Annotated in this window: 21 protein-coding genes; 16 read left to right on the top strand and 5 right to left on the bottom strand. The window is 62.9% G+C overall.

The annotated features are described in order from the left end of the window. Positions 1 to 78: 78 nt before the first annotated feature. The 5 genes from ACWGS8_RS05955 (at position 79) to ACWGS8_RS05935 (ending at position 5,305) form a co-directional block, all read left to right on the top strand. A complete protein-coding gene (locus tag ACWGS8_RS05955; RefSeq protein ID WP_454580028.1) occupies positions 79 to 612 on the top strand; it encodes a MarR family winged helix-turn-helix transcriptional regulator in 534 nt (177 codons plus the stop codon). Further along, a complete protein-coding gene (locus tag ACWGS8_RS05950) occupies positions 599 to 1,318 on the top strand; it encodes a response regulator (protein WP_019860633.1) in 720 nt (239 codons plus the stop codon). The genes ACWGS8_RS05955 and ACWGS8_RS05950 overlap by 14 nt, the downstream gene beginning before the upstream one ends. Before the next feature lie 148 nt (positions 1,319 to 1,466). Beyond that, the gene (locus ACWGS8_RS05945; protein ID WP_454580027.1) at positions 1,467 to 2,882 is read left to right on the top strand and encodes an ATP-binding protein; all 1,416 of its coding nucleotides are present in this window, start codon (positions 1,467 to 1,469) and stop codon (positions 2,880 to 2,882) included. A gap of 221 nt (positions 2,883 to 3,103) precedes the next feature. Further along, positions 3,104 to 4,126, top strand: coding sequence for a glycosyltransferase family 4 protein (locus ACWGS8_RS05940; RefSeq protein WP_454580026.1), 1,023 nt, complete (start codon positions 3,104 to 3,106; stop codon positions 4,124 to 4,126). Positions 4,127 to 4,411: 285 nt separating this feature from the next. After that, positions 4,412 to 5,305, top strand: a complete 894-nt coding sequence (locus tag ACWGS8_RS05935) for a hypothetical protein (RefSeq protein WP_454580025.1) — start codon at positions 4,412 to 4,414, stop codon at positions 5,303 to 5,305. A 92-nt stretch (positions 5,306 to 5,397) separates the two neighbouring features. Here the strand turns inward: ACWGS8_RS05935 and ACWGS8_RS05930 are convergent, their stop codons facing one another. From ACWGS8_RS05930 to ACWGS8_RS05920, 3 genes are all read right to left on the bottom strand, one after another. Continuing rightward, positions 5,398 to 5,757 (bottom strand): tRNA-binding protein, encoded by a 360-nt coding sequence (locus tag ACWGS8_RS05930; RefSeq protein ID WP_454580024.1) that lies wholly within the window; start codon positions 5,755 to 5,757, stop codon positions 5,398 to 5,400. 17 nt (positions 5,758 to 5,774) lie between these two features. After that, positions 5,775 to 6,275, bottom strand: a complete 501-nt coding sequence (locus tag ACWGS8_RS05925) for a type III secretion system chaperone family protein (RefSeq protein WP_013893499.1) — start codon at positions 6,273 to 6,275, stop codon at positions 5,775 to 5,777. A 344-nt stretch (positions 6,276 to 6,619) separates the two neighbouring features. Continuing rightward, positions 6,620 to 6,922 carry an accessory factor UbiK family protein gene (locus tag ACWGS8_RS05920; protein WP_454580023.1) on the bottom strand — a complete coding sequence of 101 codons (303 nt, stop codon included), beginning with the start codon at positions 6,920 to 6,922 and terminating at the stop codon, positions 6,620 to 6,622. A gap of 214 nt (positions 6,923 to 7,136) precedes the next feature. Here ACWGS8_RS05920 and ACWGS8_RS05915 point away from each other — a divergent pair, with 214 nt between their 5' ends. The 7 genes from ACWGS8_RS05915 (at position 7,137) to ACWGS8_RS05885 (ending at position 13,290) form a co-directional block, all read left to right on the top strand. Beyond that, positions 7,137 to 7,370, top strand: coding sequence for a BrnA antitoxin family protein (locus ACWGS8_RS05915; RefSeq protein ID WP_454580022.1), 234 nt, complete (start codon positions 7,137 to 7,139; stop codon positions 7,368 to 7,370). Between the two features lie 133 nt (positions 7,371 to 7,503). Then, entirely contained in the window at positions 7,504 to 8,364 is an 861-nt protein-coding gene (gene lgt, locus ACWGS8_RS05910; RefSeq protein ID WP_454580021.1) for a prolipoprotein diacylglyceryl transferase, read from the top strand. After that, positions 8,361 to 9,449, top strand: coding sequence for a class I SAM-dependent methyltransferase (locus ACWGS8_RS05905; RefSeq protein WP_454580020.1), 1,089 nt, complete (start codon positions 8,361 to 8,363; stop codon positions 9,447 to 9,449). Before lgt ends, ACWGS8_RS05905 begins: the two co-directional genes overlap by 4 nt. A 116-nt stretch (positions 9,450 to 9,565) precedes the next feature. Beyond that, on the top strand, positions 9,566 to 10,360 hold the full coding sequence (gene pgeF, locus ACWGS8_RS05900) for a peptidoglycan editing factor PgeF (RefSeq protein WP_454580019.1): 795 nt from the start codon (positions 9,566 to 9,568) through the stop codon (positions 10,358 to 10,360). Then, entirely contained in the window at positions 10,360 to 11,511 is a 1,152-nt protein-coding gene (locus ACWGS8_RS05895; protein ID WP_454580018.1) for a M24 family metallopeptidase, read from the top strand. Before pgeF ends, ACWGS8_RS05895 begins: the two co-directional genes overlap by 1 nt. 43 nt (positions 11,512 to 11,554) lie before the next feature. After that, on the top strand, positions 11,555 to 12,187 hold the full coding sequence (locus tag ACWGS8_RS05890; RefSeq protein ID WP_454580017.1) for a hypothetical protein: 633 nt from the start codon (positions 11,555 to 11,557) through the stop codon (positions 12,185 to 12,187). Positions 12,188 to 12,354: 167 nt separating this feature from the next. Beyond that, positions 12,355 to 13,290, top strand: a complete 936-nt coding sequence (locus ACWGS8_RS05885) for a ribose-phosphate pyrophosphokinase (RefSeq protein ID WP_019860650.1) — start codon at positions 12,355 to 12,357, stop codon at positions 13,288 to 13,290. Between the two features lie 138 nt (positions 13,291 to 13,428). Here ACWGS8_RS05885 and ACWGS8_RS05880 read toward each other — a convergent pair whose 3' ends face one another. Continuing rightward, a complete protein-coding gene (locus tag ACWGS8_RS05880; protein ID WP_454580016.1) occupies positions 13,429 to 14,310 on the bottom strand; it encodes an AraC family transcriptional regulator in 882 nt (293 codons plus the stop codon). Positions 14,311 to 14,460: 150 nt separating this feature from the next. On the opposite strand from ACWGS8_RS05880, the gene ACWGS8_RS05875 reads away from it, so the two are divergent. Next, positions 14,461 to 15,702, top strand: coding sequence for an MFS transporter (locus ACWGS8_RS05875; RefSeq protein WP_454580015.1), 1,242 nt, complete (start codon positions 14,461 to 14,463; stop codon positions 15,700 to 15,702). A 71-nt stretch (positions 15,703 to 15,773) separates the two neighbouring features. On the opposite strand, the gene ACWGS8_RS05870 is transcribed toward ACWGS8_RS05875, so the two are convergent. Further along, complete coding sequence (locus ACWGS8_RS05870) at positions 15,774 to 16,631, bottom strand: alpha/beta fold hydrolase (protein ID WP_454580014.1); 858 nt, start codon at positions 16,629 to 16,631, stop codon at positions 15,774 to 15,776. 150 nt (positions 16,632 to 16,781) lie between these two features. Between ACWGS8_RS05870 and ACWGS8_RS05865 the strand changes: the two genes are divergently transcribed. The 3 genes from ACWGS8_RS05865 (at position 16,782) to ACWGS8_RS05855 (ending at position 19,597) form a co-directional block, all read left to right on the top strand. Continuing rightward, positions 16,782 to 17,210, top strand: a complete 429-nt coding sequence (locus ACWGS8_RS05865; RefSeq protein ID WP_454580013.1) for a MarR family winged helix-turn-helix transcriptional regulator — start codon at positions 16,782 to 16,784, stop codon at positions 17,208 to 17,210. A 470-nt stretch (positions 17,211 to 17,680) separates the two neighbouring features. Beyond that, positions 17,681 to 18,592: a hypothetical protein gene (locus ACWGS8_RS05860; RefSeq protein ID WP_454580012.1), complete on the top strand. Its 912-nt coding sequence runs from the start codon at positions 17,681 to 17,683 to the stop codon at positions 18,590 to 18,592. A gap of 363 nt (positions 18,593 to 18,955) precedes the next feature. Further along, a complete protein-coding gene (locus ACWGS8_RS05855; RefSeq protein ID WP_095201895.1) occupies positions 18,956 to 19,597 on the top strand; it encodes a 50S ribosomal protein L25/general stress protein Ctc in 642 nt (213 codons plus the stop codon). The last annotated feature ends 4 nt before the right edge of the window (positions 19,598 to 19,601 follow it).

Genomic DNA, 19,601 nt, shown 5'->3' with positions numbered 1-19,601 from the left:
AAAGCTTGTCAAAAATTACCATTGCAGGGAAATTACGTCAATAGTACTGACATAATCTCCCGTTCCCATGGAGAAATGATGCCGGATCGAAGCCCAGCCGCCGGAAAGCCGATCAGGACCGCGATGTCAGTCGAGGACGGCATAGACTTCGCCATCATCGAACTGTTCTTCTTTGCCTATCGCGACTTCACCTCCGATCCCGATCAGATCCTGGCCGACTATGGCTTCGGCCGTGCCCACCATAGGGTGCTGCATTTCGTCAACCGCCGGCCGGGTCTGACGGTCGCCGAACTGCTCGACGTGCTGAAAATCACCAAGCAGAGCCTGGCGCGCGTGCTGAAGCAGCTGATCGACACCGACCATGTCGTGCAATTGCAAGGTCCGCGCGACCGCCGCCAGCGCGAACTTTATCCCACCGCCAAGGGCCGCGCGCTGGCGCTGGCCCTGGCGCGGCCACAGTCACGCCGCATCCGTGCTGCATTGGAAGATTCAGGCGCCACCGAACGGGCCTTGGTGGAACGCTTCCTCGAAGCGATGGTCAATCCGGAACTGAGAGCTCAGATCGACGTTGGGTCCGCAAAAATGTCAGGAAAAAGCCATGGAGAGCACTGAGAGGGTCGATCAGGCGGCCGCACCGGACGACGACGCGCCGCATCTGCTCGTGGTCGACGACGACACCCGCATCCGCAATCTTCTCAAACAGTATCTGACCGAAAACGGCTTTCGCGTAACCGTCGCCGGCAATGCCGGCGAGGCCAGGCGCAAGCTCGCCGGCCTCGACTTCGACCTGCTTGTGCTCGACGTCATGATGCCCGGCGAAAGCGGCGTCGATCTCACCAAATCGCTGCGCGCCGAAAAGAACGTGCCGATCCTGATGCTGACCGCGCTTTCGGAAACCGACAGCCGCATCCTGGGGCTCGAGGCCGGCGCCGACGACTATCTGCCAAAACCCTTCGACCCGCGCGAGCTGATCCTGCGCATCAACAACATCCTGCGCCGCGGCGGCCCGGCGACGACGCCCAAGGTCGAACAGCTGGTCTTCGGCCCCTACACGTTCCAGATCGCCAGGCGTGAACTGAAGCGCGGCGGCGAGGCGCTGAAACTGACCGATCGCGAGCAGGAGATCCTGGCGATCTTTGCCGCGCGGGCCGGCGAGACCATCCCGCGCCACGAACTGGTCGGTGACGATTCAGAAGTCGGCGAGCGCACCATCGACGTGCAGATCAACCGGCTGCGCCGCAAGATCGAGCGCGATCCGTCCAATCCTGTCTGGCTGCAGACCGTGCGCGGTATTGGGTATCGGCTCAGCGTGGAATAGAATACCGGCCGCGGCTCTAGAGCATGATTCCGAAAAGTGGGAACCGTTTTTCGGAAAAGATCATGCTCCAACAAAGAGTTAGATCAGGAAGACGATTCAACGGAAGCGTCATCCTGATCGAGGGCCGCGGGCGAAATGAAAAGAGCCAATGGCAACGACGGAACTGGAAGGGCCGGGACCTGACGGCTTGAGCGCACGCGCCAAGCGAACGCTCAAGGCGGTGCCGCGCATCTGGAACCGGTTCTGGCGCCTCGTTTCGCTTTACATGCCCAAGCGCCTTTATGCGCGCTCGCTGATCATCGTCATTGCGCCGATGATCCTTTTGCAATCGGTAGTCGCCTTCGTCTTCATGGAGCGCCATTGGGCAACGGTGACGCAGCGCCTGTCGCAGGCCACCGTGCGCGACATCGCCGCCATCATCGACCTGATCGAGACCTACCCGCACGACGCTGACTACGCCAACGTCATCCGCATCGCCCAGGACCGCATGCAGCTGAAGGTCGACCTGCTGCCGCCGGATCCTTTGCCACCGCCCGGCCCCAAACCGTTCTTCTCGATCCTCGACGACGTTCTCTCGGCCGAGATCACCCGCCAGATCAACCGGCCGTTCTGGATCGACACGGTCGGCAATTCCAACATCGTCGAGGTGCGCGTCCAGCTTGAGAACAAGGTGCTGCGCGTCTTCGTGCGCCGCAGCCAGGCCTACGCCTCCAACACCCACATCTTCCTGATCTGGATGGTCGGCACCTCGCTGGTGCTGCTGATGATCGCCATCCCGTTCCTGCGCAACCAGATCCGGCCGATCCTGACGCTTGCCGAGGCCGCCGAAAGCTTCGGCAAGGGCCGGCCGATGCCGCGCGATTTTCGCCCGCGCGGCGCCGAGGAGGTTCGCCGCGCCGGCTTTGCCTTCATCCAGATGCGCGAACGTATCGAGCGCCAGATAGACCAGCGCACCGCCATGCTGACGGGTGTCAGCCACGATCTCAGGACCATCCTCACCCGCTTCAAGCTGCAACTGGCGCTGGCCGGCGGCAAGACCGAGACCAAGGCGGCGCTCAACCAGGATATCGATGACATGCAGTCGATGCTGGAAGGCTATCTGGCCTTTGCCCGCGGCGAAGCCTCGGAGGACCCTGGACGTTTCGATCTCGAAGCCTATTTCCAGAAGCTCAGCGACGAAGCCGCCTTGCGCAAATGCAAGCTGTCGACGACGCTTTCCGGTGATCCGACCGTACATGTGCGGCCGAACGCCTTTGCGCGGCTGTTGTCCAACGTCATCGGCAACGCCTTCCGCTATGCCAAGACAGTGGAGGTCAGCGCCGATCACGGCCGTGGCTCGCTCGTGGTCACAGTCGACGACAATGGCCCCGGCATTCCAGCCGACAGGCGCGAGGACGTGTTCAAGCCCTTCGTGCGGCTCGACGAAGCCCGCAACCTCGATGCCAGCGGCACCGGCCTCGGCCTGTCGATCGCCCGCGACATCGCCCGCAGCCATGGCGGCGACATCACCCTCGGCGACAGCCCGCTCGGCGGCCTGCGCGCGGTGATCAAGGTTCCGGCCTAGGCTGGTCCAGGTGGCAAGCAAAGCATCAGGCTTCATCCGCTCGTCATGAAATCATGGTGAAGAGCGCGCATGAAACGCGCGACATCACTTGATTCGGCCTTGCCGCCTCACTTCGATTCCGTGCCCATCCGGGTGCGCTGGAGCGAAGCGAGGGCCGCCGGCTGGTCGCCGTTCAGGCATCGTCTCAAGGCAACCGTCGACCTTTCCAGCAAAGGGCCGCCATGCGCATATTGATGGTCACCGACGCCTGGCGCCCGCAAGTCAACGGCGTCGTCCACACGCTTGAGCGGCTCACCGAAACGCTAAAATCCTTCGACGTCGCGGTGGATTTCCTGACACCCAACATCTTTCGCACGCTGCCCCTGCCGACCTACCCCGACATCAGGCTGGCGCTGACCACGCCAGGCCATGTCGCGCGCCTGATCGACACCTACAAGGCCGACCACATCCACATCGTCACCGAAGGACCGCTGGGCATCATGGCGCGGCGCTATTGCCGCAATGCCGGCCGGCCGTTCACCACCAGCTATCACACGCGCTTTCCCGAATATCTCAGCGCCCGCCTGCCGGTGCCGGAGAGCTGGGCCTATCGCTGGCTGCGCGATTTCCACAATTCCGGTCAGGGCACGCTGGTGGCCACCCAGTCGCTCGCCGATGACCTTTCAGCGCGTGGCTTCAACAAGCTGAGACCATGGACGCGCGGCGTCGACACCGATCATTTCCGCCCGGACAAGCGTAAGGACCTCGGCTTCCCCGGCCCGGTTTTCCTCTGCGTCGGCCGCGTCGCCATCGAGAAGAACCTCTCCGCCTTCCTCGACCTCGACTTGCCCGGCAGCAAGGTGATCGTCGGTGAGGGACCGGAGCTTGCCAAGCTCAAGTCCCGCTACCCCAACGCGCATTTCCTCGGCCATCGTCCCAATGACGAACTGGCCGAGATCTATGCCTCGGCCGATGTCTTCGTCTTCCCCAGCCGCACCGACACCTTCGGCAATGTCATCATCGAGGCGCTGGCCAGCGGCACGCCGGTCGCCGCCTATCCGGTGACCGGGCCGATCGACATCGTCGGCGACGGCTTTGGCGGCGCGGTCTCCAACGACTTGCGCGAAGCCGCGCTCGCCGCGCTTAAGGTCGACCGCGCCCAGGCGCGAGAACGCGCCATGCGCTACAGCTGGAAAGCCTGTGCGGAAATGTTTCTCGACACGGTCGAGGAAGCGCTCGGCAGGACGCGCAAGCTGGCGGCCTGACGTTGACAGTTACGTTGGCCTTCTCAATGCGGCCACACCTGCGCTTTCCTCAGGAAAGCCGAAGCTTCGACAACTTGCCAATGCCTTTGGGCAAGTCTTCCGCATGAAGTTGTTGAGATGCACCGGAAGATCTTGCGCCGGCGGGCTTTGACCCGCGAGCGCACTCCTTGCGAGAGCTTGTGCGACAGTCCCTTGCGGTGCATTATTCCTAGCGTAGTTCCTGCGGGATTGACGCCGATTTCAACGCTGGACCAAGCGCCTGCCGTATCGCCGAAGCGACGTGTCTTGCGCATAAGCAAGACCGTTGCGAGGGTGCTGGGTTATTGTCGCGCGAATGCCTGGCCGCTCTTCGTGGCCGCCTGGTTTCCCTGCTTTCTGACGACGCTCTGTCTGACGGTGCTTGCTCTTGTTCTTTTTGCCGAGGGGCGGGCCCCCGCCTGGCTTCTCTGGCTTCTATCGCGAGGCGTTGACCCCAGGCCGTGGCTTTCTCTGATTGTTCCCGCGCCGTTCTCGGCGATGGTCCTTGCGTTCGTTCTGGACCGCATGGCGAACGCGCCCGAGCCTGGCCGTGTCGTTATTCGTCGCGGCATTGAAAGCGCCAAACACTTCGCCATCCCGGGCATGCGCTTTGAACTCGGCCGGCGGATTCTTCTGGCTGCGTTGCTTCTCGCGGCCATCCAGCTTCTCTGCGGCTTTGCGGTCGCCGGCGAACACAGACTGCTTGTTGCCGGCCTGCTCGCCACACATGACCTGCCGCTCAGCCCCGAAGACGTCGCGCCTTGGACGTCGGCGATGGGAGCCTTCAACGTGTTCGCGGGTGGTTTCGTCCTTGCCTGGACATATGTCTTTGTCGGCGATTTTTTCTGGACGGGATCATTTGATCCGATCGGATGCTGGCGTGCGCTCAACGGCAATCATCTGCGTTTCGTCGCCATAATGTTCATCATTCTCGGAATCGTTGCCATACTCAAATATGGGCTGATCCTGGCTGTGGGCTTGATCCTCATCCCCGCGAATGCCGCGTCGCCCTCCTTCTTAACCCTTATGCTGATGCATTTCGGACTCGCCTGGCCGTTCGACGTTCTGCACCTCGTGCTCTCGGCGGCAGCGGTCGGAACCATTCTCGGCGCGTTTCGGCCTCCAGCTATCGCGTCGACCCGGCCGGCCGCGGCGCCGTGATGGCGCCTGCCGCGGCTTGCTGGCGGCGCTGCGCGCAGCGAGGTTCCTTTAAGCACGCCTGGCGAAGTTGCGTCCGGGTTTGCTCGAAAATCTTAAAACAGCCGCCCGCCGTCCGGCACCTTGCGCTCGATGGCGCCCAGCACGACGGCGCCCTCCTCGTCGGGAAAACCAAGCGTCAGCACTTCCGACATGAACGGGCCGATCTGGCGCGGCGGGAAATTCACCACGGCGAAGACCTGCCGGCCGACCAGCGTTTGCGGCGTATAATATTTGGTGATCTGCGCCGACGACTTCTTGATGCCGATGTCAGGTCCGAAATCGATCTTCAGCTTGAAGGCAGGCTTGCGCGCTTCCGGAAACGGTTCGGCTTCGACGATTGTGCCGGCACGAATGTCGACACGATCGAAATCGGCAAAACTGATCTCAGGTTTACGCTCGCTGCTCGAACCCATGTCTCTGCCTGCCGGCTCTAGGCGTTGCCGTAGGTCTCGAACAGCACGCCGGCCAGTGCATCCTTGGCCGACGTTCCCGACCAGACGACGAACTGGAAGGCCTGGAAATAGCATTCGCAGGCCTCAAGCGCCGAGGACAGAAGCACCTCGACCTGCTGGCTCGACGGCTCGACGCCGCCGGCCAAAAGCAGCGACTGGCGGAACATGATCGCGCCCTCCTGCTCCCAGAGGTCGAAATGGCCGAACAGCATCTGCTCGTTGATCAGCGACAACAGCCGCATCACTTCCAGCGCCCGGGTCTCCGGCACCTTGATGTCGAAGGCGCAGGCCAGATGCAGCGCCTCGAAATCCTCCATCCAGGAGAAGGAGACGTGATAGTCGGTCCAGCTGCCTGCGACCGAGATCGAAATTTCATCGTCGCCGGCCCGTTCGAAGGACCAGTCATTGTTGTGGGCCACCTGCTCGATAACATCCACCGGATGGATTTCGCGGGAGAATTCGAGTTCGAGAAGTTCCATGGAATGCTTCCTGTCGTTCTGAGGAGCGCCGCCACACGCTCCGCGGGAGGGCACACACAACGAACAATCTGATCTAGAACTCGGACGGCCAGGACTTTCTTCGCGCTAAAGACTACTTCTCGACGCAAAGACCCCAGACCGGACCCCACCGCCCGGCCGCATGACCCTGCTCCGAATCATGCAACAAATTCAGTCTATTGATCGGGAGTCGCGTGAACAGCCCAATTTTTCGCACTGCGTCATTCGCATGTGGAAAGGCGCTGTCACAAAGATTCATGCAATGCCGTTAAGCGATTCACGGCAAAGCGATTTTCAGGATCGGACTATGTGGAAAAGTTTAACGATTATTTTTTTGCGCGGGGCTTCGCCGCCGCCGCTGGTGCGGCATCACCGGCGAGTTCGGCGAGCTTCGCCTCGAGCGCTTCGATGCGGGCGGCAAGCCTGGTATTCTCGTCCCGGGCCTTGGCGGCCATCTCGCGCGCGGCCTCGAATTCCTCGCGCTGCACCACGTCCATCGAATTGAGGATGCGCTCCGCCTGGCCCTTGAAGGCGGTCTCCACCTCGCGGCGAACGCCTTGCGCGGCACCCGCGGCATCGGTCATCAGCTTGGCGAATTCATCGAGAATGCGGTTCGGTCCGGTCGACATGGCAAATCCTCGCTTGCTCGAAATGACGTAGTGGCGCGGAGCGCCGAATGCAAGAACGTTGAGGGCTGGTACGCCCTCTGCGTTGCTATAGCGCATGGCGATGCCATGTCTGCGCCAAGTTTTCAAATGGCCGCAAGCTGTACTTGAGGGCGCCAAATCGCCTACTGTGTAGTCATCACGCAGTGCTGCAGCACGCTCCAGTCAAGGTCACCCAATGGCAACGCCCCCGCGCCGACCGACAAATCCGATGGCAGCCGCCGAAGCGGCCTTCAAGCCGGCCAAGAAGCCGGCAGCACCCATTCGCGAACCCTCGACCGCGCCGAATGTGCGTGAGCTTGTCTCGATCCGGATCGACCGGGCCGTGCTCGATCATTTCCAGGAAGACGGTCCCGGCTGGCAGGACAGGATCAACGACGCATTGCGGCAGTGGCTGGCCGCCAAGGGTTGAACCACCACCCACGGTGCGATGGCTCGCAAGGATGATCCGTCGCGGCACTTGACGGCGACCGGCTTGCCTTGACCCTGCCAAAACCCTGCCGCATGGTCCGCGCCCGAATGCGACCGCAACCGAGAGCTCCCCGTTGAACGAATATTTCCTGCTGCCGCTGGCCTCGTTGCCCTTCCCCAACATCAACCCGATCCTCATCCAGATCGGGCCGCTGGCGGTGCATTGGTACGGCGTCGGCTACATCGTCGGGATCCTGTTTGCCTGGTGGTATGCCAAGCGGCTTGCCGCCAACCCGAAACTGTGGCCCGACGGTATCCTTCCGATGAAGCCGGAGGACCTCGACGATTTCATCGTCTGGGCGGCCATCGGCGTCGTGCTCGGCGGGCGCACCGGCTACGTGCTCTTCTACGATCTGGCGCGCTACATCGCGCATCCGCTCGACATCTTCGCCGTCTGGCAAGGCGGCATGTCGTTCCATGGCGGCCTGCTCGGCGTCATCCTCGCCATGACGCTGTTTTCCATCAAGCGCGGCATCCGCACCTGGTCGCTGTTCGATGTCGTGGCCGCCGGCGTGCCGGTTGGGCTCGGCCTGGTGCGCGTCGCCAACTTCATCAATTCCGAGCTCTGGGGCCGGCCGACGGATGTGCCCTGGGCAATAGAATTCCCCAATGGCGGGCCGTTCACCCGCCATCCGAGCCAGCTCTACGAGGCCCTGCTCGAAGGCCTGGTGCTGTTTATCGTGCTGCGCATCCTCACCCATTCGCGCCTCAAGCTGAAGACGCCGCGCTTCGTCGGCGGCGCCTTCATCTGCGGCTATGGCCTGTCGCGCATCTTCGTCGAGTTCTTCCGTGAGCCCGACCAGCAGCTCGGCTACCTCCTCGGCACCAACTGGCTGACCATGGGCATGATCCTGTCGACGCCGATGGTGCTGGCCGGCATCTGGGCGATGGCGACGGCCAAGCCGGTGAAGCAAGCGCAGCCGCAGGCGACATGACGCGGCTGAAGACCCGCATAGTCGACCTGATCGAGGCACTCGGCCCCCTTCCCGTCAACGAATACATGGCGATGTGCCTGTTCGACCCCGCGGACGGCTACTACACGACACGCGAGCCCTTCGGCGCCGCCGGCGACTTCGTCACCGCGCCGGAGATCAGCCAGATGTTCGGCGAACTCGTCGCCGTCTGGCTCTACCAGGCCTGGGCAGCGATTGGCCGGCCGATGCCGGTCACCATCGCCGAGATCGGCCCGGGCCGCGGCACGCTGATGAAGGACATGCTGCGCACCCTGTCGCGGCTCGACCCGGCCCTGGCCAATGGCGCCGCCTTCGCCATGATCGAGACCAGTCCGCGCCTGGCTGAAATCCAGAAGCAGGCGCTGGGCGCGACACCTTTCGCGATCGGCTGGCACTCGACCATCGAGACCCTGCCCGATCAGCCGCTGCTCATCGTCGGCAATGAATTGTTCGACGCCGTGCCGATTCGCCAGTTCGTCCGTGCCGGCACCGGGTGGCGCGAGCGCATGGTCGGCCTCGACGACGGGGACGCCCTTTGTTTCTTCGCCGGCGCCGGCTCGATCGACTCGACCCTGCTGCCCGTGGATGCGGCTGAAGCGCCGCAGGGCGCGATCGTCGAGGTCGCGCCCACCCGCGCCGCCCTGATGGCCGCCATTGCCCAGCGTATTGCCCGAAGCGGCGGCGCCGGGCTGTTTCTCGACTACGGCCATCTGCGGCCAGGTGTCGGCGACACGCTGCAGGCCTTGCGTCGGCACAATCACGAAGATGTGCTGGCCAATCCCGGTGAGGCAGATCTCACCTCGCATGTCGATTTCGCCGCCCTTGCCGCCACCGTGCGCGCGCATGGCCTCGACGCGCATCTGTCGACGCAAGGCAATTTCCTGCTCGGCATGGGGATTCTCGAGCGCGCCGGCCGGCTTGGTGCCGATGGCGACCAGGCGGCCCGCGACAAGATCACCGAAGACGTCGAGCGTCTCGCTGGCCCGCAGGCCATGGGCGAACTGTTCAAGGTGCTTGCCGTCCTGCCGCGCGGCGTGCCGATCCGGCCCTTTGCGACGGCGGATTGACTTTTCACCGCAGCCCCTCCCAATCTCCCGTCCGGTAAAAGAGCGGGCGAACCGCCGGCCGCCTCGCTTCCGGACTTTTTCTTGACGAAACCGCCCACACGGACAACAACGCCCGCATGCTGAATCAGACCAAACCGGATCCCGTTCGGTCGCCGCTGCTGGACAAGGCACAGGCACAAGGCATCCGCCATGGCTATTTCACCCGCACGGGCGGCGTCTCGACGGGCATCTACCAGGGCCTCAACATCGGCACCGGGTCGGATGACGACAAGGCGCTGGTGGCCGAGAACCGGGCCCGCGTCGCCGCCTGGATGGGCGTGCCGGCGACCCATTTGCTGACCGCCTGGCAGGTCCATTCCCCCGACGTCATCGTCGTGAGGGAACCCTTTGCCGGCGAACGGCCCAAGGCCGATGCCATCGTCACCGACCGTCCGGGCATCGCCATCGGCGCCTCGACCGCCGATTGTGGCCCGGTGCTATTTGCCGATTCCGGCGCGCGCATCATCGGTGCGGCGCATGCCGGCTGGAAAGGCGCCTTCACGGGCGTGCTGGAAAACACCGTTGCCGCCATGGAAAGCCTGGGCGCCCGGCGCGAAAACATCGTCGCCGTGCTCGGCCCCTCGATCGGGCCTGCCAATTATGAAGTCGGGCCGGAATTCGTTGCCCGCTTCGTCGAGGCCGACGCGGAGAACATCGGCTATTTCGCGCCCTCCGCCACATCAGGCCATGCCATGTTCGACCTCAACCGCTACACGGTCGACCGGCTCATCAGGGCCGGCGTGACCGCCGAGGGCCTCGGCCGCTGCACCTATGCCGAGGAAGATCTGTTTTACTCCTACCGGCGCACCACGCACCGCAAGGAACCCGATTACGGCCGCCAGGTTTCGGCCATCGTTTTGGAGAGTGAATAATGGCGCTGCATTTTGAACGATCGGAATTTGACGCGCGGCGCGACCGGCTGATGATCGAGATGGCCGAGAAGAAGCTCGACGCCATCCTGCTGTTCGCACAGGAAAGCATGTACTGGCTGACCGGCTACGATACGTTCGGCTTCTGCTTCTTCCAATGCCTGGTGGTGAAGGCCGACGGCTCGATGGTGCTTCTGACCCGCTCAGCCGACCTGCGCCAGGCGCGCCAGACCTCGATCATCGACAACATCGTGCAGTGGACCGACCGCAACGGCGCCAACCCGGCGGTCGACCTGCGCAATCTGCTCAACGACCTCGACCTGCTCGGCGCCCGCATCGGCGTCGAATACGACACCCATGGCCTGACCGCCTACAATGGCCGCCGGCTGGACGAGCAGTTGCAGACCTTCGGCCAGATCGCCGATGCGTCCGGCATTGTCGGCCGGCTGCGCCTATTCAAGAGCCCGGCCGAGATCGCCAAGGCCGAGAAGGCAGCCAATCTCTCCGACGACGCGCTGGACGCGGCGCTGCCGCTGATCAAGCAGGGCGGCGACGAGGCGCTGATCCTGGCCGCCATGCAGGGCGCGATCTTCGCCGGCGGCGGCGACTATCCGGCCAACGAGTTCATCATCGGTTCGGGTGTCGATGCGCTGCTGTGCCGCTACAAGGCCGGCCGCCGCAAGCTCACCAAGAACGACCAGCTGACGCTCGAATGGGCCGGTGTCTTCCATCACTACCATGCGCCGATGATGCGCACCGTGCTGACTGGCAAGGTGTCGAAGCGCCATCAGGAGCTGTTCGACGCCGCGCGTGCGGCCCTTCTTGCGGTGGAAAAGGCGATGACGCCGGGCAATACGTTCGGCGACGTCTTCGACGCCCACGCCCGCACCATGGAGGCGCACGGCCTGACCAAGCACCGGCTGAACGCCTGCGGCTATTCCGTCGGCGCCCGCTTCACGCCGTCCTGGATGGACATGCCGATGTTCTACCAGGGCAATCCCGAGCCGATCGCGCCGCATATGACGCTGTTCGCCCACATGATCATCATGGATTCCGAGACCGAGACGGCAATGACGCTTGGCCGCACCTACCTGACCACCGAATCCCAGCCGAAGCCGCTTTCCCGCCATGATCTCGACTTGATCGTACAGTGAATCCATAATGGGAGGCGTTCTTCGCCAAGGAGTTAGAAGGCAAATGAGACGATCGCATGTGACGACCGTGTCATTGCTTGTGGCATTGGCTCTGGCTGCCTGCACCAACGCAAAGGACGTTCTCGAACCTTCCGCCATCACCCCGCCGGCGACTTCGGGGCCGGTAGCGCCGGGCAGCACGGCGGCCACGGTTCCCGCCCCGTCAACAGCTGCGCCCGCGACCACCACGGCGGGAGCGCCCGCAACCACCGCCACGCCGCTCACCTCAGCCCAAAGTGCTGCCGTCCTGTCGAAGACCCGGCTGCAGATCGCGCCGATCGTCGGCGCTTCGGTCGATGCCGCGACCCCGCTGACGGCGGAACTGCAGACGCGCGCCAGGCAGCGTGGCATTACGCTTGCCGGCAGCGCCGACCAGACCGCGACCCATGTGCTGAAGGGTTATTTCTCGGCGATTTCGGAGGGCAAGGACACCACCGTCATCTATGTCTGGGACGTCTACGACCCCTCAGGCAACCGCCTGCACCGCATCAACGGCCAGATGAAGGCGCCTTCGGTCAATTCCGGCGCCGGCACGGGCGCCGACAGCTGGAAGGGGGTCTCGCCGGCCACCATGCAGTCGATCGCCGACCAGACCATCGACCAGTTCGCGGCATTCCTGGGCGGCAAGGCCGGCTAGCAGACGAGCATGAGTGTTGCCTCTCGGCGATGGCACCAACCTTTCTTCAGCTTAGCCGGCGGATTCCCGATCTCGGCGCTTGCAATACCAGCGCGGGCCGCTAAAAGCCCGATTAAAAGGTACGGGAGAGTCTGTCAGGCCTTCCCATCCCCCACCAGGAACGGTGCATGAAACTCTTCGCGGGCAATTCCAACAGGGTGCTGGCCGAGGCGGTCGCCCGCTATCTCAACATCCCGCTGGGCAAGGCCAGTGTCAGGCGCTTCGCCGACCAGGAAATCTTCGTCGAAATCCAGGAAAACGTGCGCGGCGAGGATGTCTTCATCCTGCAGTCGACCTCGTTCCCGACCAACGATCATTTGATGGAACTGCTCATCATGATCGACGCCTTCATGCGCTCCTCGGCCAAGCGCATCACGGCGGTGATTCCCTATTTCGGCTATGCCAGGCAGGACCGCCGGGCGTCGGGCCGCACGCCGATCTCGGCCAAGCTGGTCGCAAACATGATCACTCGCGCCGGCGTCGACCGCGTTCTGACGCTGGACCTGCATGCCGGCCAGATCCAGGGCTTCTTCGACATCCCGACCGACAATCTGTTCTCGGTGCCCGTGATGGCCCGCGACGTGAAGGCTAAATACAAGCAGCTCGGCAATGTCGTGGTGGTGTCGCCCGACATTGGCGGCGTGGTGCGGGCGCGTGCGCTGGCCAAGCGCTTCGATGCGCAGCTCGCCATCGTCGACAAGCGCCGTGAGCGCCCGGGCGAATCGGAAGTCATGAACATCATCGGCGCGGTCGCCGGCAAGGATTGCCTGCTGATCGACGACATCGTCGATTCCGGCGGTACGCTGTGCAATGCCGCCGATGCGCTCTTGGCCAATGGCGCCACCAGCGTTACCGCCTATATCACCCATGGCGTGCTCTCAGGCGGCGCAGTCGCGCGCATCAGCGGCTCGAAGCTGCAGGAACTGGTGATCACCGATTCCATCCAGCCGACGCAAGGCGTGCTCGACGCCCCCAACATTCGCGTCATCTCGATCGCCGACCTGATGGGCGAAGCGATCTCGCGCACGGCAACCGAGGAATCGGTGTCGAGCCTGTTCGACTAACCCAACCCGATCGACGAAACGTCGGCCGGTGGAGCCCCAGCTGGCAACGCATGTGAAGGCTGAACTCGCCAAATGGGAGCCTATTGTCAAGGCGAGCGGCGTTCAGATGGACTAGGCATCAACGCACTCTGGCGCTGCTTACTGTGGCGCCGGGGCCTCGAGGCGTGGCGGGGCTCGCCTTATGCCTTCGCCATTGTCTCGCGCGCCGCGCATATAGCCGCGCGGCGACGAGCCCAGCATGCGCTTGAACATGGTGATGAAGGCCGGCACGCTGTCATAGCCCAGATCAAGCGCCACCCTGGTGATCGGCTCGCCATCGGCGAGCCGCGGCAGTGCCGCGAACAGGCAGGCCTGCTGGCGCCATGTCGACAGCGACAGGCCGGTCTGGCGCTGGAAGGCGCGCGTGAAGGAGCGCCGGCTCATGCCGGCGGCGTCGGCCCATTCATCGATCGTCGCATGCGGCGAAGGTGCCGCAACAAAGCGGCGGCACAGCGCCGCCAGCCTGGGATCCGACGGGAATGGCAGGCCGAGCGGCCGTTCAGGCAAGGTCGGGATCTCATGCAGCAGCAGCTTCATGATCAACCCGCCGCGCCCCTCCAGCTCGCCGCCTTGCGGCAGTTTCTCCGATTCCACGATCAGGCTGTGCATCAGGTCGGTGACGCCGACGACGCGCAAGCCTTCCGGCAGCCCCGGGATCGCACCCGGCATGACATAGACCGAGCGCATCGAGACATCGCCCAGCATCTCGACGGAATGCTCGATGCCGGCCGGAATCCACATCGCATGATCTGGCGGCACCATCCAGCGCCCATGCCGCGTCGTCACCAGCACGACGCCGACCAGCGCGTGTAGCAACTGGCTGCGCCTGTGGCGGTGTTGCGGCACGTGGTAGCCGTCGGGATATTCGGTCGGCAACGCCACCGCCGGCCCGGCGACCTCCTCCAGCCATTGCCAGCGGCTCCTGTGCAACTGGCCGAGATCGGCATTGCCGGGGCGGAAGATTTCCCTGCCATGCGGCATCTTGTATGGCCCACTTGCGAAACTATTGGACCAAACCACGAAAGAAGTCGCGCGGCAAGCGGCTTATAAGGCAACGTCCCTAAGGCGGCCGCAGGAGCGTCCGCCAGATTCCCTGCGGGCGTGCCCGCCAAAAAGACCACGGAGCCTGCCTTGACCGATACGACAGCCGCCAGCGTCGCGTCACCAGCGACCGCCAGTCACGCCTCAGCCCAGGCGACGGCCTTCACCGTCATCCTGGCGGTGAGCTTCTGCCATTGCATCAACGACATCATGCAGTCGCTGCTATCGGCCATTTATCCGCTTCTGAAACAGAATTACGGCCTCGATTTCTGGCAGATCGGCCTTTTGACCTTCACCTTCCAGGTGACGGCGTCCTTGCTGCAGCCGGTGATCGGCATGATCACCGACAAGCGGCCTATGCCCTATTCCCTGCCCTACGGCATGGCCTCGTCGCTGATCGGCCTGGTCGTGCTGGCCTATGCCGGGCACTACTATCTGCTGCTGATCGGCGCCTCGCTGATCGGCATCGGCTCGGCGATCTTCCATCCCGAATCCTCGCGCATCGCGCGCTTTGCTTCCGGCGGGCGGTTTGGCCTGGCGCAGTCGCTGTTCCAGGTCGGCGGCAATTTCGGCCAGTCAATGGGGCCGCTGCTGGCCGCCTTCATCGTCGTGCCGTTCGGCCAGACCAGCATCGCCTGGTTCGCCGTCGGCTCGCTGATCGGCATTGTCGTTTTGTGGCAGGTCGGCGGCTGGTACAGCCGCCTGCGCGCTGCGCAGGGCACCCGCAAGGCGGCAAGCGTCGTCTCGCCCTTCCCGCGCCGCAAGGTGATGTGGGCATTGATCGTGCTGACGCTGCTGGTGCTGAGCAAGAACGCCTATATCGCCAGCCTCGCCAGCTACTACACCTTCTACTCCATCCACAAGTTCGGGGTGTCGGTGCAGATGAGCCAGGTGATGCTGTTCCTGTTCCTCGGCGCCTCAGCGCTGGGCATCCTGCTCGGCGGCCCGTTCGGCGACCGCTACGGACAGAAGGCGATGATCTGGTTCTCGATTGTCGGCGTGCTGCCCTTCACGCTGGCGCTGCCCTACGCCAATCTGGAATGGACGATGGTGCTGACCGTCCTGATCGGCCTCATCCTGTCGTCGGCCTTCTCCAACATCGTCGTCTTCGCGCAGGAACTGGTACCGGGCCGCGTCGGGATGATCGCCGGCATCTTCTTCGGCTTCGCCTTCGGCATGGGCGGCATCGCGGCAGCCGTGCTCGGCGTCGTCGCCGACATGAAGGGCATCGATTTCGTCTTCCAGATCTGCTCGTATCTGCCGTTCCTGGGCCTGCTGACGGTGTTTCTGCCCAACATGAGGGAAGCCAGGAAGGCGCAGGCAACAGCCTAGCTTCGGCTGACCCTGAATGGATACGCAGAGGCACCCGCCATTTGGCGGGTGCCTCTTTGTTCCTAGAGAACTCAAGCCTTGAAGAACGCCAGCAGGTCGGCGTTGATGACATCGGCGTGGGTTGTCGCCATGCCGTGCGGGAAACCCTTGTAGATCTTGAGCTCGCCCTTCTTGAGCAGCTTGATCGTCAGCAGCGCCGAGTCGGCGATGGGAACGATCTGGTCGTCGTCGCCATGCATGACCAGCACCGGCACGTCGATCGCCTTCAGATCCTCGGTGAAGTCGGTTTCCGAGAAGGCCTTGATGCAATCGTAATGCGCCTTGGTGCCGCCCATCATGCCCTGGCGCCACCAATTGTCGACCACGCCCTGCGAAACCTGGGCGCCCGGACGGTTGAAGCCATAGAACGGACCGGCAGGAACGTCGCGGAAGAACTGGGCGCGGTTGGCTGCCTGGGCAGCGCGGAAACCATCGAAGACCTCGATCGGCAGGCCGCCGGGATTGGCAGCCGTCTTGAGCATGATTGGGGGTACCGCGCCGATCAGCACCGCCTTGGCGACGCGGCCGCCCGAGCCGTACTTCGCGACATAGCGCGCCACCTCGCCGCCGCCGGTCGAATGACCGACATGGATAGCGTTCTTGAGGTCGAGATGCGCGGCGAGTTCAGCGACATCGGCGGCGTAGGTGTCCATCTCGTTGCCGATATCCGTCTGCGTCGAGCGGCCATGGCCGCGCCGATCATGGGCGATCACGCGGTAGCCTTGTGCCAGGAAGAACAGCATCTGCGCGTCCCAGTCGTCGCTGCTCAACGGCCAGCCATGATGGAAGACGATGGGCTGACCGGTTCCCCAGTCCTTGTAGAAAATCTGCGTGCCGTCCTTGGTGGTGATCGTGCCGCTGCCGGAACCGGATTTTGTCTGCGAAGCCATCTCAATCTCCTTTGATTGCTTTTCGCGATAAACAATGTCGCGATATCTATATCGCTAGCGCAGCGCGGAAGCCTTGTCCACAAAAAATATGTATCGCGATATCATATTTCGTGGTACATATTTCATGATTAATCGGCAAAGGAACGCGTCGTGCCTCTCCCGTTGGACAATCAGCTCTGCTTCACGCTCTACGCCACTAGCATGGCGATCAACCGCACTTACAAGCCCATGCTGGACGAGATGGGAATCACCTATCCGCAATATCTCGTGCTCAACGCGCTGGGCGAGGCCGACGGCCTGTCGGTCGGTGGGATCGCCCATCGGCTCGCGTTGGAATCGAGCACCGTCACTCCGCTGGTGAAGCGCATGGAACAGGCTGGGTTGGTCACCCGCCAGCGCAGCCAGGCCGACGAGCGCCAGGTCCAGGTCGACCTGACATCGGCCGGGCGTGCACTGCTCGTCCAGTGCAACTGCCTCAACGACACCTTGATCGAGCGCTCGGGCATGACGCTGGCTGAGCTCGATGCGCTGAACCGGCAAGTCCAGGCGCTGCGCGATGCGTTGAACGGCCATCGGTAGCCACCTCCGGCGCGGCTTGAACTGCGCTGACGCGGCGCTAGAGCAGTTCACCGTTTCACGGAAACGGCAAACCGCTCTAACTCTTTGTTTTAACGCAATTCCGGACGGAAAACCGTTTCACACTTTTCCTGGAATTGCTCTAAGGTCAACATCGATCAATCGCGCCGCCTTTTCGCGGGCAGCGCTAAAGCGAATTGAGTTTACTCCATGGCAACGTTGATTGGCTTACCGGGAGCGGGCCAGCCGATTGCAGCGCTCGTTGCACGGACCTGCAATCAAGCATGAGGTGTCGCGAGGAGTTGACCTACAGGCTCTCGGTCCTGCTATAGGCTATAGCGCGAGCAATGCTGCGGCGAAGATGAGATGAATGGGTGTCAGCAGCCCCCGGATAAATGACTTCGTCATGACCTGCAGCAGGGGAGAAATCCTCAAGACTTGCTTGCGTTCTCTGCGCTTTGTCTGGATTCGCCATGCACACCCAGCCGCTTCGTGTTTTGACCCTTCTGGCGCGTCACGGGACCGAGAAGTATCCGACCGCATGGCAGGACTTGCGAGCTATGTTCGCCCGCCAGATGCCGGACGTTGCGCATCGCATGCTCGTGATCGACAATTCGCTGCCAGTCGGTCATGGCCCCGATTTGGACCGCGAGGTCGAACTGATCGGCGCGTCGAACGAAGATTGGGAGTTCTCCGCGTGGGACTGCGGCATCAAGCATACCGGCGCCAAACTGCATCACTATGATCTGATCAACTTGGCCACTTCGGCTTTCGCGGCAACCGGATCTGACTATCTCAAATTGATTGATAGTGGCTCGTTGCGGTCCTTGCTTGGCTTGCAGGGCGCGCTGGGGTGCATTGATTCTCACCGCGAGGCCTTCTCGATTTTCGGAATCCATTCGCAGGCCTGGCTCCGCAGCTCGTTCATCCTGATGAACCCGCGGCAACTCAGCAGCCTGGGATCCCTGGTAAGCGTCGGCAGGGATGCGCCCATTTTCAGCGGCAACCCTCGACAGCCCTTCAGTGATGACGCACCGATCTCGCAAGGATATCAGCAGCTTTTGCTGCGTTGGCTCACCGGCGACGGAGCCGGCAAGGAGGTGGTCTGGCATTCAAGGTTCGATCTTACGCCTGAAACGCTGCCGTTTTTCGAAAGCAAGGCCCGGGCTATTCTCAATGAGCGGATGCTCACCAACCGGTTGCTGGCCAATGGATGCGCACTTGTCGACGTGACATGGCTGGCGCAGAGGGCTCGGGCAGCGAGCCCGGAGGCCGAGATCGATATTCCGGACTGGCGCGTGCAGATCAGCTCCCGAGCGCGTTCCAAGCGCACCTTGACCCAAAAGCTCCGCCGCTGGTTGTCTAAACATATGTCGTGGCAATGATGACTGCCATTGCCGGTTGCCGACCGCAGGCATGGCAATTCCCGGAGGACCGTCAGACGAAGGTCGTCTGATTTAACCATCCTCGCTACCGGCCGCAGTTGAGTGGCCCTCCCCTGGAACTGCCTTTCATGCCTCCCAGCCCAACCGCTTGCGCCTCTCGCCACCTTCCGCTATAGAGCCGCCACCCGCGTAGACACCCTTGGAGGCAACGCGGCGGAAGGCTGCCTTCCCTTGTGATCCCGAACAAAGCTCCGTCTCAAAGCGGGTGCCCTCATTCGGACATCGAGGTCCGGCGGCTTTCGACGTTTACGGCTTGGGCATTTGTCCTCCGCAAACGCTCCATAACACGCGAAAGGAAAAGCCATGAGCCACGATACTTACGAGCTCAAGGCCGAAGCGCGCGAACAGGTCGGTAAGGGGTCCGCCCGTGCAGTTCGCCGCAACGGTAAAGTGCCTGCAGTAATCTATGGTGACAAGCAGCCTCCCCTGGCGATCGCTCTCACCTACAAGGACATCTACTACAAGATCCATGGCGGTGGGTTCCTGACCACGATCGCCACGATCGATGTCGACGGCAAGAAGATCCAGGTCCTGCCGAAGGATTTTCAGCTCGACCCGGTCAAGGATTTCCCTGTCCATGTCGACTTCCTGCGCATCGGCAAGGACACCGAAGTCAATGTCGACGTGCCTGTCCACTTCATCAATGAGGACAAGTCGCCCGGCATCAAGCGCGGCGGCGTGCTCAACATTGTGCGTCACGAAGTCGAGTTCCACTGCCCGGCCAATGCGATCCCGGAATTCATCACCATCGATCTCACCGGTACCAACATCGGCGACTCGATCCACATCTCGGCGGTCAAGCTGCCGGCCGGCGTCAAGCCGGTCATCTCCGACCGCGACTTCACCATCGCGACCATTGCCGGTTCGTCGGCGATGAAGCCGGAGGCGGAAGAGACGGTCGAAGTGGCTGCACCTGAAGCGGCTCCTGCCGCCGAAGAGAAGTAACTCT

This window comes from Mesorhizobium sp. 43Arga (assembly GCF_053714255.1).
Note: the sequence above shows the minus strand (reverse complement) of the source record. Positions and strands in the feature narration are given on the sequence as shown.